24 protein-coding genes are annotated in these 13,349 nt (G+C 67.6%); all 24 read right to left on the reverse strand.

From position 1 onward, the window contains the following. Positions 1-3 precede the first annotated feature (3 nt). On the reverse strand, positions 4-414 hold the full coding sequence (locus DEJ19_RS19435; RefSeq protein WP_111232126.1) for a hypothetical protein: 411 nt from the start codon (positions 412-414) through the stop codon (positions 4-6). Positions 415-615: 201 nt separating this feature from the next. Next, positions 616-951 (reverse strand): hypothetical protein, encoded by a 336-nt coding sequence (locus DEJ19_RS19440; protein ID WP_111232125.1) that lies wholly within the window; start codon positions 949-951, stop codon positions 616-618. Then, the gene (gene smpB / locus DEJ19_RS19445; RefSeq protein WP_111232124.1) at positions 948-1,421 is read right to left on the reverse strand and encodes an SsrA-binding protein SmpB; all 474 of its coding nucleotides are present in this window, start codon (positions 1,419-1,421) and stop codon (positions 948-950) included. The genes DEJ19_RS19440 and smpB overlap by 4 nt, the downstream gene beginning before the upstream one ends. Before the next feature lie 24 nt (positions 1,422-1,445). Then, on the reverse strand, positions 1,446-1,802 hold the full coding sequence (locus DEJ19_RS19450) for a hypothetical protein (protein ID WP_111232123.1): 357 nt from the start codon (positions 1,800-1,802) through the stop codon (positions 1,446-1,448). Between the two features lie 24 nt (positions 1,803-1,826). After that, positions 1,827-2,342, reverse strand: a complete 516-nt coding sequence (locus DEJ19_RS19455) for a DUF6998 domain-containing protein (RefSeq protein WP_111232122.1) — start codon at positions 2,340-2,342, stop codon at positions 1,827-1,829. Between the two features lie 21 nt (positions 2,343-2,363). Beyond that, a complete protein-coding gene (locus DEJ19_RS19460; RefSeq protein WP_111232121.1) occupies positions 2,364-2,759 on the reverse strand; it encodes a hypothetical protein in 396 nt (131 codons plus the stop codon). A 97-nt stretch (positions 2,760-2,856) separates the two neighbouring features. Then, a complete protein-coding gene (locus DEJ19_RS19465; RefSeq protein ID WP_111232120.1) occupies positions 2,857-3,366 on the reverse strand; it encodes a hypothetical protein in 510 nt (169 codons plus the stop codon). A gap of 41 nt (positions 3,367-3,407) precedes the next feature. Then, on the reverse strand, positions 3,408-3,773 hold the full coding sequence (locus DEJ19_RS19470; protein ID WP_146250519.1) for a hypothetical protein: 366 nt from the start codon (positions 3,771-3,773) through the stop codon (positions 3,408-3,410). Further along, on the reverse strand, positions 3,770-3,922 hold the full coding sequence (locus DEJ19_RS19475) for a hypothetical protein (RefSeq protein WP_181441438.1): 153 nt from the start codon (positions 3,920-3,922) through the stop codon (positions 3,770-3,772). The genes DEJ19_RS19470 and DEJ19_RS19475 overlap by 4 nt, the downstream gene beginning before the upstream one ends. Beyond that, complete coding sequence (locus DEJ19_RS19480; protein WP_111232118.1) at positions 3,922-4,263, reverse strand: hypothetical protein; 342 nt, start codon at positions 4,261-4,263, stop codon at positions 3,922-3,924. The genes DEJ19_RS19475 and DEJ19_RS19480 overlap by 1 nt, the downstream gene beginning before the upstream one ends. Next, positions 4,263-4,808, reverse strand: coding sequence for a hypothetical protein (locus DEJ19_RS19485; protein ID WP_111232117.1), 546 nt, complete (start codon positions 4,806-4,808; stop codon positions 4,263-4,265). Before DEJ19_RS19485 ends, DEJ19_RS19480 begins: the two co-directional genes overlap by 1 nt. Positions 4,809-5,036: 228 nt before the next feature. Continuing rightward, positions 5,037-5,231, reverse strand: coding sequence for a hypothetical protein (locus DEJ19_RS19490; protein ID WP_111232116.1), 195 nt, complete (start codon positions 5,229-5,231; stop codon positions 5,037-5,039). Next, the gene (locus tag DEJ19_RS19495; protein ID WP_111232115.1) at positions 5,228-6,079 is read right to left on the reverse strand and encodes a hypothetical protein; all 852 of its coding nucleotides are present in this window, start codon (positions 6,077-6,079) and stop codon (positions 5,228-5,230) included. Before DEJ19_RS19495 ends, DEJ19_RS19490 begins: the two co-directional genes overlap by 4 nt. Positions 6,080-6,340: 261 nt before the next feature. Next, on the reverse strand, positions 6,341-7,741 hold the full coding sequence (locus tag DEJ19_RS19500; protein ID WP_146250517.1) for an NHL repeat-containing protein: 1,401 nt from the start codon (positions 7,739-7,741) through the stop codon (positions 6,341-6,343). A gap of 77 nt (positions 7,742-7,818) precedes the next feature. Beyond that, positions 7,819-8,148 carry a hypothetical protein gene (locus DEJ19_RS19505; RefSeq protein WP_111232113.1) on the reverse strand — a complete coding sequence of 110 codons (330 nt, stop codon included), beginning with the start codon at positions 8,146-8,148 and terminating at the stop codon, positions 7,819-7,821. Between the two features lie 72 nt (positions 8,149-8,220). Continuing rightward, positions 8,221-8,724: a hypothetical protein gene (locus DEJ19_RS19510; RefSeq protein WP_111232112.1), complete on the reverse strand. Its 504-nt coding sequence runs from the start codon at positions 8,722-8,724 to the stop codon at positions 8,221-8,223. A gap of 121 nt (positions 8,725-8,845) precedes the next feature. Further along, the gene (locus DEJ19_RS19515; protein WP_111232111.1) at positions 8,846-9,175 is read right to left on the reverse strand and encodes a hypothetical protein; all 330 of its coding nucleotides are present in this window, start codon (positions 9,173-9,175) and stop codon (positions 8,846-8,848) included. Between the two features lie 78 nt (positions 9,176-9,253). Beyond that, positions 9,254-9,718, reverse strand: a complete 465-nt coding sequence (locus tag DEJ19_RS19520; protein ID WP_181441437.1) for a GNAT family N-acetyltransferase — start codon at positions 9,716-9,718, stop codon at positions 9,254-9,256. Continuing rightward, positions 9,694-10,509, reverse strand: coding sequence for a hypothetical protein (locus DEJ19_RS19525; RefSeq protein ID WP_146250515.1), 816 nt, complete (start codon positions 10,507-10,509; stop codon positions 9,694-9,696). The genes DEJ19_RS19520 and DEJ19_RS19525 overlap by 25 nt, the downstream gene beginning before the upstream one ends. Beyond that, positions 10,506-11,117 (reverse strand): DUF3885 domain-containing protein, encoded by a 612-nt coding sequence (locus tag DEJ19_RS19530; protein WP_111232108.1) that lies wholly within the window; start codon positions 11,115-11,117, stop codon positions 10,506-10,508. Before DEJ19_RS19530 ends, DEJ19_RS19525 begins: the two co-directional genes overlap by 4 nt. Further along, entirely contained in the window at positions 11,114-11,377 is a 264-nt protein-coding gene (locus tag DEJ19_RS19535; protein ID WP_146250513.1) for a hypothetical protein, read from the reverse strand. Before DEJ19_RS19535 ends, DEJ19_RS19530 begins: the two co-directional genes overlap by 4 nt. After that, positions 11,374-12,024, reverse strand: a complete 651-nt coding sequence (locus tag DEJ19_RS19540; RefSeq protein WP_181441436.1) for an RNase H family protein — start codon at positions 12,022-12,024, stop codon at positions 11,374-11,376. Before DEJ19_RS19540 ends, DEJ19_RS19535 begins: the two co-directional genes overlap by 4 nt. After that, positions 12,021-12,341, reverse strand: coding sequence for a hypothetical protein (locus tag DEJ19_RS19545; RefSeq protein WP_181441435.1), 321 nt, complete (start codon positions 12,339-12,341; stop codon positions 12,021-12,023). Before DEJ19_RS19545 ends, DEJ19_RS19540 begins: the two co-directional genes overlap by 4 nt. A gap of 537 nt (positions 12,342-12,878) precedes the next feature. Further along, positions 12,879-13,337 carry a hypothetical protein gene (locus DEJ19_RS19550; RefSeq protein ID WP_111232106.1) on the reverse strand — a complete coding sequence of 153 codons (459 nt, stop codon included), beginning with the start codon at positions 13,335-13,337 and terminating at the stop codon, positions 12,879-12,881. Positions 13,338-13,349: the final 12 nt, after the last annotated feature.

The following is a 13,349-nucleotide window of genomic DNA, read 5'->3' on the forward strand; positions in this document are numbered from 1 at the left end:
GGGCTACGCCGGCTCCTCGGTCTCGTAGGTGACATAGCGCCAGCTGCCGTCCGGGTTCCGGTATCGGCCGGCAGGCTCCTGCAGTTGCGACGGGTCCACCGGTTCGACGGTCTCGTAGACGGTGTAGGCGACGGACCCGTCGGGCATCCGCTGCGGAGGAGGCGGCGTTCCCATCGGTCTGTTCGGGTCCGTCGGCGTCTCCGTGATGAGCTCCGTGCGGACACGACGAGGACCGGCGGGGCTGGCCGGACGAAACTGCTGCTGGGGTGCTCGGCGGGGCTGCTGCGGTGGGGTTCGTTCCGGTTCGAACCACAGTGGTTTCAGGTCGGCGACGCGGATTGATGTGATGGCGCCGCCGTACCACTCGACGAACACCTGGTCGGCCGGCAGACGCTTCTCGACGTCGCCGACCACACGGCCCGGTGTTCGCGGTGTTGCGACGACACCGCGGCCCGGCACGGTGACATCCGCTTGAGGTTGAACGATGGAGCCGAACGGCGGTACCTTCACCGGGCTCGGCGCTGAGGGTGGCGGTGGGGTGTGGCGGCGCTTCCGGCCGAACAAGCTCATGACGTCATCCTCTCGGACCGTCGTCGTCGCGTCGGTCTGCTACTCCTATGCGCGGCGGCTGCTGCTGCTCGCCGGCAGAAGGCCGTCATCTTGTAGCCTCGCCGCGACGTCGAGGATGGCCGCGATGTGCACATCGGCTTCGTCGCTCGCGTCGGCCGTGATGCCGCGGCCGCGGATGACATCGAGGGACACTCCGAGCGCCCAGCTGAGGCTGAGGCACTCCCCCGCAGTGGGTCGCGCCCCCGCTTCGATGGCCCGCCACCGTTCGCCGGTCAGGCCACCGTGCTCGGCAGCTTCTTCCACCGTCGGGTACATGCGCTCTCTGAGGACGCGGACTCGGGTCGTGAGCGTCACGGTGCCCGGTGCGACGCCGTCGGTCACCGGTTCCGCTCTCGGATGGCGCGTTCCGCTTCGCGGTTGTCCTGCTGTTCGCGGAGGGTGTGGCGCTTGTCGTATGCCTTCTTGCCCTTCGCGACGGCGAGTTCGACCTTCGCGCGGCCGCCGGAGAAGTACAGGCGGAGTGGGATGAGGGTGTACCCGCCATCAGCGACGGCATGGCTGAGTTTCACGAGCTCCCGCTTGTGCAGCAGCAGCTTCCGCGTGCGACGGGGAGCGTGGTTCGTCCACGTTCCGTCTCGGTACTCGCCGATGTGGACGGCGTCGAGGTACGCCTCCCCGCCGTCGAGGTACGCGTACCCGTCGATGAGGGACGCACCGCCGTCGCGGAGGGACTTCACCTCGGTGCCGGTGAGGACCAGACCCGCCTCGTACGTGTCCTCGACCTGGTATTCGTGGCGGGCGCGACGGTTCGTCGCGACGACCTTCTCGGCGGCGGGCTGCTTCGTGCTCATGCTGCGTCTATGCGCGGCACCTCGCTACTGCTGCGTGGTCGCCTGTGCGACAACGTCGCCTACTCGGTACGCGGCGGCGCGCTCCCGCAACGTGTTGCGGTAGTCCTTGTCGTTGTCGCCCCATGCTGCGGGGTCGGCAGCCCAGTCGGTGGCGGCAGACTCGAGCGCTGTGGCTGCAGCTTCTGCTTTCACGGCGTCGAGCGCACGGTGCGGCTCGTAGCTGACGAGGGCACGGCCGATGCCCAGAAGCTCCTCCAACTCGTTGAGCGTCGCGTTGTCCTTCCAACGCCATTCCCGGATGGCCTGCAGAGTCGCGTGGGCGGCGGCGAGTTCGTCCGGGCTGCCGTCGGCTTCCTCCGTGGAGGGGTGGTTCGCGCTCATGCGGCTTCTATGCGCGGCAGTGAGTTACTGCTGAACCGGTTCGTCGATCCGGTCGTACGCGGCGGAGACCCGGTCGGTGACGTCGATGCCGATGGTTGCGACGCGGCGGATGGGGATGGCGGTGCTGTTCGTGTGTTCGACGCGACGGCCGAGCGACGCCGCTTCGTCGGCGGTGAGTTCCCGAGCCCAGACAAGGTCGTAGTTCGCGGCGTCGAAGAGGAGGAACACGGCGACGTCGAAGGTGAATGACCGGAACGCGGAGAACGTCTGCGACGACTTGTCCGCTCGGTCGAGGAGACGGGCCTTCACCTGCACGGTGATGCCATCGTCGGTGAGCAGGTCGTAGGAAGCGAACGAGTTCTTCGGCAGTGCTCCCCCGTACGTCCGCAGCACCAGCGTCTCCGCCAGGTCGCCGAGCGGTGGGTTGCGGGTGCGGACGATGCCGCGAGCGTTCAACTCGTCCAGCGTCGCCGCGTAGCCGGCGAGGAGCTCCCGGACCGAAGCTGTGGCGGGGTTGAACGGCGGCTGCGGTGCGGGCATGCCGTCAGAGTACGGGGCAGCTCAGTCGTGGATGTACTTGTACGTCGGGTCGGGGCGCTCACGGTCGCCAACCCAAAATCCGAGGGTCTTCCCGCTGCGGACGCCGCTCATCACCCATCTGTCGTCGGTCTCGAAGACGACCACGATGATGTTCCCCTCCTCGAGATCCCATGAGCCGGAGAAGTCCACCGGCAGACTGCCGGTGCTGCACCCGTCCAGGATGTCCACGGTGAGATCCCGCGCGCAAGCGACGCCCTGCGGGACGCCCTCAGCAGTGAAGGTGTGGTCATCCCGCAAAACGATGGTGCTGCCGCCGTCCGGTGCAAGTGTCCACGTTCCGACCGGATCCGCCATCGGCTCGAAAAACGATGATGAGCAGCCCGTCGCCGTCAGCAGTGTCGCCGCGGCGAGCGCCACGGCCGCTGGCCATACCTTCCGCATCGCGTCCCCCTCGCCTGCCTCTTGATCGTACGTGCAGCCGCTGGTGTCCGCCGCCCGCCGAAGGTCTTGCGCGCTATGCCTTCGCGCCGCGGGTGACGATGGACGCTTCGAACAGGGTGCGTTCGGACGTGTCTGTCGTGGAGGCGTCGAGGGTGATGCCGTCGCGGCCCCGAGGTACGTCGATGGGGATGCGCATGGTGGCGCCGCAGTCGATGTCTGCTTCGCCGAGTCGTTCCTTCGTGTCGAGGGACTGTCCGCTGCCGTCTTTCGTGGCGGTGAACGCGTGGATGGTGAGGTGCACCGTTTCTGTTGACCGGCAGACGGCGAGGATGTCGTACGGGCCCTCGAGGTTGTTCTGCAGGGCGATACTGGCGGTTGCCTTCTTCGGGTTGTCGTCGCCGAGGACGAGTCGGCCGCCACCGCCGCCGTACTCGCTGGAGAGCTGGGACGACATCTGCGACATCCACTGGTGTCCGTAGTTCTTCGGTACCGCGTCCTCGTGGCTGCTGCAGCCGGTGAGAGCGATGGTTCCGGCGATGACCGGGATGAGCGCGGCGACCAGGCGGCGGCGGAGAGGATGCACATGCCGATCATGGCGTGGGCGCACGGTGTCCGGCGACCCCGTCATCGTGGGGCGTCCCGGCTTGCGCGTACCGCTGTGACGTGATCGGTGAGCGCGGTGATGCGTGCTCGGACGCGATCGAGGTCGGGAAGGCCGTCGCCGGCTTCGTTGATGGTGATGCTGCCGTCGTCGGCGGTTTCGAACAGGGCCCATTCACCGTCGGAGTACACCTCGACGTAGAGGTACCGTCTGCCGGCCATCCACTGGACGATGAAGCCTTCACCGTCGGAGGTGACCTTCGGTGTGTAGTCAGCGTCCGTGATGATGTCGCGGAGCAGTGTCTCGAACCGGGTGCGGGTGTCGGCACCGAGGTCCACGTGGACGGCGACCTCGGCGGTCTGCGCGAGGGCATGCTCGAGGTTGGTCACCACCGGACGACCTCTCCTGTGCTGGCGAACACGCTGTGGCAGTCGCCGCAGATGTGGACGCTGATGTGGTTCGCTTCCCGTTCACAGGTGCAGGGGTCGTCCTCGAGCCCGTCCTCGTGGACGAACCACCGTTCGGTGCAGTCCGCCATCAGCTGACCGTCTCTGCCGGGCGGATCGGTGGCGGGCCGGCGACGTCGCGGATGCTCGACACGTCGATGTCGGTGAGGCGGAGTCGGGTGCCGTACTGGTCGATGAACGGGTCGGGGTTCGACGAGTCGATGACGGGTACGACGATGAGCCGCACCTCCCCCATCTCCCGCCGGGTCTCCTCGTCCTCACCGGCGACGGCGATGAACGTGGTCCCCCATGGCAGGTCCTCAAGCTCACGCTGCGTGAACCGTGCTGGCATCTCCGGGATGGGCCAGTCCGGGTGCACGATGAGCGGTCGCTGTCGCATGATGCTCTGCACGGTGTTGTGGTTCGCGACCATCAGGCGATGTTCTCGTCGTACTCAGCGGGGACGGCGAGGACGGCCGAGTTCACCGGGTCGTCGAAGGTGAACTCGTAGCTGTTCGTCGTCGACACCCACCCGTCGTCGGTTCGAAGTGCTGCACCGGTGGCCGCTCCGGCCTCAGCGTCGACGATGACGAGGACTGTGCCGACAGGCTGGTCCGCAACGGCGTCTCGGAACAGGTCCCGACGGGCGTCGACCAGCGCATCAGCGGCGTCGTACCCTTCATCCTCATCGTCGTACGACTCACGGATGGCGCGGACGTCCGGGAACGCGCCGACCGTCGTCCTGGTCGTCGCTGCGTCACCGATGAAGACGAGGGTTGCGGCCCGGTCCTGCTCGAAGAGGAGATGGACACCAAACTTGTCTTCGGGGATGACCTGACCACCGAACCCCTCGTCGCTGGTGACCCAGCCGATGGCGCCATCCTCGTAGTCCGGGGTGATGATGTTGCAGCGGAGCAACACCTCCACGCCGCGGCCGATGTCACGGGACGCGACAGTGCCGACAGTGAACGCGCTCATCTGGGTCTCCTCGTTGTCGGTTCGACGGACGGCGCCCCGAGGGCCGCAGCATGAACTCGGGACACCCGACCAGCTGGAGGGTCACGCCGGTGAAGGACGCCGTCTCGCCAGTCGTTGCGTGGACGGCCCGCGGCTGCCATAGCGACACCACGGGCCCACCCGCCAGTCAAACTCGTGAGTCGGAGCGGTGGTTGTTCGTCCGCCCGGTGCTATGCGGCGGACGTCGGGTCAGGGGCTGACCGCATGCCGCTGGCGAGCCCTGCGGAGGACGCTGGTCTCGTACTCGTGGATGCTTCGTGGCGGGCGGCCGCCCTCAGCAATGAACGGGGTCTCGTCCTCCCGGAACACAGGAGAGGCGTCGAGTAGGTACGACTCATTGCCGCGGAGCTCCGACGCGACGCGGATGAGGGTCCGGTCGGTCATACGCCGGCCGTGGCGAGTTCGTCACGGATTGCCACTTCCGCCAGGCGCCACTGTCGGCGGGCGCTCCGGGTGAAGATCCGGTCGAGCACGCCCGCTGCGCAGACCGCACTGGCGAACACTGCGATGCTCACCCGAACGTTCGCGCCGGCCAGCAATGCAAGGACGAGGAGCACCCCGCCGAACAGCACCGTCGCTTCGGTCATCATCCGAGTGCGGCCTGTGCGAGCGAGTTCGTCCAGCTCTTGTGCCACGGCGCGCTTCCGTGGGGCTTGCACCACCGCGGGGGTCACGTCCGTGAAGCCGCGCTCTTCGAGGCGCTGTTGAGCCCAGCCTGACGCGTACGGGTCGGTGATGAACGTCGTGTCGTCGTCAGCGCTCGCTGCAAGGTCAGCGAGTTCATCCGCCAAGGCGTCGACCGCAATCCGGGCGACCTCAACGTTGTCGAACGGCGTACCTACCGAGACTCCCTTGAACCGGTACGCGACCTCACCGATTGCCCGGATGAGTAGCCCCATGGGTGACCGCCACGCTCGACGGAACGACTCCTCGTCCACCTCGAGCTGCACTGCCCCCATCAGGCGGGCAGCCTCAGAACGGCGCACGAGGCCGCGCCCCTCGGCGACCGTCCGCCAGTGCGCGAAGTGCGCGGCGCCACCTCGCTCATCGTCGCCCTTGTACGCGTCAGCTGTGACGAGAACGCTGCCTCGTTCGGGGAGGCGGGACTGCACCGCCGTCCAGGTGCGTTCAGAGGCGAACGCTGGCGCGGAGATGAACCGCACGCGGCGCCCGTCCGGAGCTTCGAGGATGTGCTCGTCGATGAGGGCTTCGGAGTGCTGCGATGTGTTCACAGTGCCCGAGCATGCGGCGAACCGCTTGCACGTTTTCCTGCAGCAACCCCTGTTGCACGAAACATGCGAGCGGCGTGGCTACTCGCTGGCCGCCGTTGCCCTCACGTACGCGATGATGCGCGACGAGAGGCATCGGAGCGCATGCGCGGCTGCCACTTGCCTTTCGACCGAGGAACAGATGTGGCACGGCGTTGCGGGTGGTGACTGTTCAGGTGCGGTTGACGACGGTGGGTACGTCATCTCCACCCCCGCTGGCAGTGGTCAGTGGGTGGAGATGACGTTGACGGAGTTGGCGTTCGCGTCTTCGTTGGAGGCGATGAGGTCACCGGTTGCTGGGTTGAGGGTGATGGCGGAGGCGCGGACGAGTTTGCCTTGGTTGTCGGTGCCGGAGAACACGGTGGTGACGGTCCCGGTGGTGCTGATGCGTCGGATGGTGCGGTCGGCGATGTCGCTGATGTAGAACGTGCCGTCGGTGGCGATGGCGAGGGAGGCGGGGTTCGCGAACCGTGCTGAGGCGATGGGTCCGTCTGCTGAGCCGGTGACGGTGGTGGAGCCGGCGTAGATGGTTGCGGTGCCGGCGGGGGTGATTTGCCAGATGACGCGGCATCCGGTGTCGGCGGCGTAGATGTTGCCGTTCGGTGCTTGCACTGCGTGGGTGATGGCGGTGAAGCGGGCAGCGCCGCCGGTGCCGGGGGTGCAGCCGGCGGTGTTGTCGGTCGCGCCGGCGATGACGGTGACTCGGCCGGTGGTCGGGTTGATGGTGACGACGGCGTTGTAGACGCCGGCGAGGATGTCACCGTTGGGGAGCAGTTCCATGCGCTGCAGTCCGGTGGTGCTGGTGGGGACGTTCGTCAGCGTGATGGGGCGGATGGTGCCGCCGCTGATGTCGGAGAGGGTCCACGCGGCTTGGGCGGCGTAGACGTGGTCGGTGGATGCTGCGGTGCCGCGGACGCATGCACCGCTGGGGAGGATGGGGACGGGGTCGCCGGCAGGGTTCACTCCGGTGCTGGATGCGATGGTGGTGACGACACCTCCGGTGGTGACCTTCCGGACGGCTTTGTTGCCGCAGTCGGCCGCGTAGATAGTGCCGTTCGGGTCGGCGTTCAACCCGTGGAGGCCGCTGAAACGTGCCTGGTCGCCGAACCCGTCCTGGTAGCCGGCGGTGGCGTTCCCGGCGAGGACAACAGACTGCGCGGTAGCGGGTGCTGGGAGTCCGGGTGCGGCGAGGAACCGTTGCAGGTCGTTGCTGGTGAAGCAGTCCGGGAGTTTCATGCTCGAGGCGGGCGCTTCCGCGGTAGCGGGCGAGGCGGAGGTGCGTACCCACTTGCGTCCGTCGGCGGCGACGGCGACCGCCATCCACCCGGTGGTGCAGGACCGTGCGGTGACGGTGGACCCGTTCGTGACAGTGAAACCGACCGGGGCGACCGCCGCGGGGTTGTCGGAGCTGTAGTCGAAGAACGCGCCTGCAGTGTCAGCGGCGGCGGCGGCTTCGCTGGTGGCGACCCGGTCGAGGTCGTTGACAGCGTTCACACGGTGGGCGTTCGCGATGAGGCCACGGACTGTGAACGTCCCGCCGACGAGGAGGACGAGGGAGACGGCGATCGCGGCGATGACCAGCAGCGGGTCTGTCGCTGCACGGTCGTTGCCCCAGATGCGTCTCACGGTCCCGGTACATGCGGCGGCCGAGAACACCGGAAGCGCCCCACCTGGTTGGTAGGGCGCTTCTGGTGTGGCGGGTTCTACGCCGCGGTGTTGGTACGGGGAACCCGCTTCAGCTGGTGAAGTCGTGCGCCGGTGCCCGGGGTCCGGCTCCACCAGCTGAATCGGATGTTCCGTCGGGTGAAGGACAGGAGCAGCAGGGGCACTTCGATGGCGAGGAACACGATGCTTGCCGTGAACCCGATGACGTTGAGCAGCGTGCCGGAGTCGGGGTGAATGCCGAGGTTGATGACGGCGGCGACCGCCCAGATGAGGAACGCGGTGAGCTCGACGGGGACGAACCTCGTCTTCTCGGACAGCGTCTCGACTCCCTCACTGTCGATTCGCGTGATGCGGGACTTGAACTGCATGGGTGCTGGCCTTCCGAACGGGTGTGGACAAGATGTCCACCGCCCTATGCGAGGGTCCGGACTGCAGCTGGGTCAGTGGCTGTCGGTCATCCCGCCGCCGATGAAGGTGGAGTCAGCGGTGTTGTCGGTGAGGACGCAGCTGTAGATGGCGTACGGGTCGTCGTGGCCGTCGTTGAACGTGAACGGGTAGAGCAGCTGGTAGCGGCCGTTGCTGTCGAACCCGTAGGGGTTGGCGGTGAGTTGCAGTGTGACGCCGGCGTCCGCGGCGCCCTTGTTGCACTCGTCGTAGATGTGCTGCGCGAGCGCCGACACTGCTGGTGCGGCTGCGGGACTGGTCGGGGCTGCGGCCGGCGGTTCTGGCGCCGGTGCCACGGTCGGCGCGGCAGTCGGCTGAACGGCCTTCGGGTCGGCGACTGCTGTTGCCGTCGCCGTCGGTGTTGGCGTGGTCGCAGCCGCAGTGGCGGTCGGCTTCGATGTCGGGGTCGGACTCGCCGTCGGGTCGTCGTTCGCGGTGCAACCGGTGAGCGTCGCGGCGACTGTCAGCGCGGCGGCGATGGTGATGGTGAGACGGCGCATGTTGTTCCCCTGGTGATGTGGTGGCCTTCATTCAGAAGTGTCTGAAGTGGCCGCGAACCTGACAGATGCGGCGGCGCGACGTTTTCGATAGCCAGAGCTCATCGATCGGTTATTGCAAGTGTCAGCGGCGTCCGCGGATGGTCTTGTACGTCCACCCGTTCTTGTCACCGATGACCTTCAGCGGCCCGTACTGACGCATCATCGCGAATTGCGGCAGGCGGGCAGTGTTGCGGATGCGTTCTCCGTCGACGTCGGCGGTGCAGGACCAGCGGGTGCGGCCGTTGCGCCACACGTCGCGGTCCTTGTCGATGGCGAGGGTGCCCATCTTGTAGGTCGTGTGCTCGTCGGTCGGTGGTTGCGCGGCGAGGTGCTCTCGCTCGGCCTTACTGAGGTCGTCCCAGTTGATGTCGCCGGCGTCGTAGCGGGCGTGGAGGTCGTCGAGGTCAACCATGGTGGTCCTCCGTGTTCGGTTCGGTGGCGAACGGGTCGTGCGGTCGGTATGCGCGGACGGCGCTCCTACCCCCTGCTCTCAGTCCTGGAGCTCGGTGAGGTGTTTGGCGAGGAGCACGGTCGGTCCGGTGTTGTCGAGTGGGATGAACCCGTTCGCTTCGTAGAAGGTGCGGACGCCTGCGCACTCCTGGTGGCCGCGTCCTTCGATGAGCACTCGGACGGTGAGCATCTTCGCGCCGGCGGTCCGGGCGCGGGTTGCTGCTTCCCGGAGGAGGAACGAGCCGATACCGGTGCGGTGGACGGTGTCGTCGACGACGAGGAGGTGCACCTCGACGGTTTCCGGGAACCGGCGGCGGGTGAGGATGGCACCGCGGGTGCGGTTGTCGCGGGTGACGATGAGCGAGTCGAAGTCGGGGTTGCTGGCGTCGTCGACGTACGAGGCGATGGTGTCGTCGCCGCCGAACAGGTGCGCCTGCTGGTGCAGCAGTGTCCGGACGACGGCCGGGTGCCGGTCCTCGGTCAGGTAGGAGACCACCGGTTGCACGACTGCTCCTCTACTGGTCGGGCGTACGACTTCCAGCAGTCGCAGGGGCCGGGATCGCCGTCCAAGCCGTTGAACCCCCGCGCTGATTCGCACAGATCGTAGTGCGGTGCCTGCTTGAACACTGTCGCCGGCAGGGACACGCGGGGACCGTCGAGCACGGTGGTGACGTCGATGCCGCCGGGCTTGTCACGGACTCGGAACACGGCCGGTGCGACCGGGGTGGGGCGGACGGCATCGGGGTTCAGTCGTCCCGGGGCGCCGGCCGTCTGACGTTCGGATGCAGGTAGGAGCGTCGCGGCAGCGGGTCGCGGCGGAAGGGCGCCGTCAAGTTCGACGGCGATGCGGTCGCGGATGGATGCCGCGACGAACAGTTCCGAGTCTGCGTGTAGTGGCGCGAGCGCCCAGGAGCAGGTGCGGTCGGTGATGATGACGTCGTCGCAGGCGGCGGTGATGCGGGGCAGGGAGCTCCGGAACACCTCGGTGGTGATCCAGAAGTGGGCGTCGAAGGAGTCGGCGAGGCCGCGGGCGTTCCGCTCCGTGCCGGTGTGCTCCCACCGGTCGAGGGTGTCCAGCGGCGGTGCGGGCTCTTCACCTCGAGCCTGCGGGTGGGTCCAGACGGTGGTGAACGCGATGAGGTCGGGTCCGGCGCCAACGGCTGCGAGCACGTCAGCGAACGGCGCGTTGGTGGTGACCTGCCGTTCCGGGTGGAAGTCGGACAGGTCGTTCACGTCGGGGAACGCGCGTCCCCACATGTGGGACCACTGACGGTCGAGCTCTGCGTAGTCGGTCACAGTCCGCTCTCCAAGGGTGAAAGCCAGTCGGTGTGTTGGCGGCGGAGCAGGTCGCGGTCGCGGCCGCTGGTGAGGAGGATGTCGGCGCCGCCGTCGTACGGTGCGTACACCCAGCGGGCGGTCTCGTCGATGACGGCGAAGTCGGAATCGAGCACTCGCGTCTGCCGCAGCAGTTCCCGGCGAAGGTGGCGCATCGTCAGCTGGTCGGTGGCGTAGAGCTCCCCGAAGGTGCCGGTCGCGTCGTCATACGGATGGTCGAACGTGTTGAACATGTGGCGGAGACCGGGGAGGACATTCGGCACGTGGTGCACGGTCACCGGCTGCCCGTCTGCGGTGACGCCCTGCCACGGTGCGAGACCGACTGCGAGACCGATGAGTCGGCCGCCGCCGAACCTGCCGCGAAGTGTGCGGATGACCCGGTCGTGCCGGCGGAGCAGCTGCTGCCGGTCGGCGGCGTCGCGCGGGTACCGCTGCAAGGCGCGGAACGAATGGAACCGGACCCACTCCTCCGAGCGTTCTCGGATCCGCGGCGACGTCGGCGGAAACGCACCGAAGCGGCGCAGGTACCTGTCGAGGACCTCGTCGAGGTCGATGCGAGGTCGGGTCACGGTGTCAGCTCCTCAGCGAGTCGGCGCGCGCAACGAAGACAGACGAGCTCTCCCCACATCTCGGCATCCGCGCAGAGGTCTCTTGAGGGTGTCGAGCCGAGGAGCAAGGGGTGGGGCGGGAGTCGTTTGCCGCAGACGTTGCGGTGCTGGTTGTTGTTCGAAAGAGCGTGGTAGCGGAGTCCGTTCGCCGGCTTGTACTGCGGCTGCAACGTCCAGTGGTGGCCGGGTGTCGTCAGATCGACTTCGTCTTCGGCAGTCATCGGGCTCCTTTGGGATGCAGGGTCGCAAGGGCCTCTATGCGGCCGGTTCCGTTCAGGTCACGCATCTTCGCCGGCCGGAGGTGCACGGTGAACTGGTCCGGGTCGTCGGAGTCTGGCGCACGCCACTTGCAGGTACAGCTGCTCATCGGCGACGTCTCCCATCGGGAGCGCGCGTTGGCAGCGAATCCGTCAGCGGGCTCCCCGGTAAGCGCGAGGAGGCTTCCGCGGGCGGCGTGTGCGGCGAGACGGTCCGCAGCGTGTTGGAGGGCTGCGGTGCCGTCGCCGCCCGTGTGTGCACGCTGCCAGTGCACCCAGGTCGGTGCTCGGCGGGTGCTGGCGATGTCGAGAATGGTGTTCACGACGTCGAGATGCCGCTTCACACCGTCCTGGTAGCGGCGGCGGGCGGTGCGGCGGAGCGCTGTCACAGTCATCAGGCTGTCCGTGATGATGTGCGCGCCGCGGGTCGGGTCAGCGGCCTGCAGTGCGAGGACGACGGCGGTTGCTTCCGCGGTGTCGGTGTCGTTGGTGGCTGGCCATGGTGACGCGGTCGCGTACTCGTTCCGGCGGGTCACCCAGGCGACGGACGCTTGCCCGTCGCGGACGGAAGCGTCGGTGGCGATGACGACGACGGGTTTCGACTTCGTCACCAGGCGCTCTCGGGGAGCAGGCGAAGCGTCCACGCTGCCGGGGCCGACGGGTACGGGTCGCCGGTGCCGGTGACTGGCGGCACCCATCCACAGGTGCAGGCGACGTCCGGGTAGTTGGTATTGATGAGGTCGGTGACGGTGAGTTGCAGGTGGTGATCGGTAGAGCTGAACAGGCTGGGGTTGGTGGGCCCGCTACTTGCAGCGCGGCGAGCGGCCCGGTCGACCTGGCGGTGCAGTCGGGTGGCGCCGTGCACCTGGGAGTGACCGCGGACCCAGTGGACCACGGTCTCTGCGGTGCGCGCCTGGGCAAGCGCCACGATGCGGGCTGCGGTACGGGCGGGGCGGGTGTCCCGCCGAGAGGCGCCATCGAGAGCCGCGCGGACCTGGTCGAGTGTCGCTTCCGAGTCGCAAACGATGTGTAGTGGCACGTCTCCCGCCGCGACTGCGATGGCGGTGGCGAGCGCTTCTGCTTCGCACACGGTGATGTTGTCCGTGGCTGGCCAGGGTGCGGCGAGCGCCCACCGTCCGTCAGTGTCTGCGTACGCGAAGCCGGGGATACCGGTCTTTCGGATGGAACCGTCGGACGCGGCGAGCAGCGGGCGCGGCTCCGTAGTCAGAGAACGCAGCCGACGATGAGTGCGATGACCGATACGGGGACGATAGCGAGGGCTACCCACGACAGTACGGCGTAGGGTTCCTTCTCCTGCAACGTGTTCATATCTTGCCTATGCGCGGAGGAAGGTCGATCCTGTGCGCGGTTTCTGAGCACCCGTCGCATCCCGCGCGGCACCCTTTCGTGCGGTCGGGGTGCTGTGGCTGGTAGTCATTAGCCGTTTCGTGTCGTTGTTCACGGCTTATCCGACGGTGGTCTCCGGGTGGGCGAGCTTGTAGAGCAGTTCGATGGGGTCGTCGGGGTCGCTGACGCTGCCGGCGGAGCCCATGACGTCGTCGATGAGTTGGACGGGGACGACGATGGCTGGGGCGGTGTCGTACCGGCCGGTGAGTGCGTTGATGGTGGCGGCGAGCTTGCGGACGAGTTCGTAGTTCGGGGTGTCCTTCGGCATGTGCTTCGACGGCTGCGTGTACTCCGCGGCGTCGGCGAGCAGTGCGGTGATGTGCAGCGGGTCGACGTCGCCGGCGTGCACGAGTGGTGCTTCGCGGACGTACCGGTCGGCCCGGTCGCGGAGCTCGTTGCGGGCGTCCTTGTCGCTGTCGCCGAACGCTTCCGGGTTCTTCGCCCAGTCGCCGACGACGCTGCGGAGTGCTCGGGCGGACACGAACGCGTCGTGGCGGTTGAGGAGGGTGTCGGACATGGTGGTGCTCCT

The organism is Curtobacterium sp. MCSS17_016, assembly GCF_003234255.2.
GTDB classification, from domain to species: Bacteria; Actinomycetota; Actinomycetes; order Actinomycetales; family Microbacteriaceae; genus Curtobacterium; species Curtobacterium flaccumfaciens.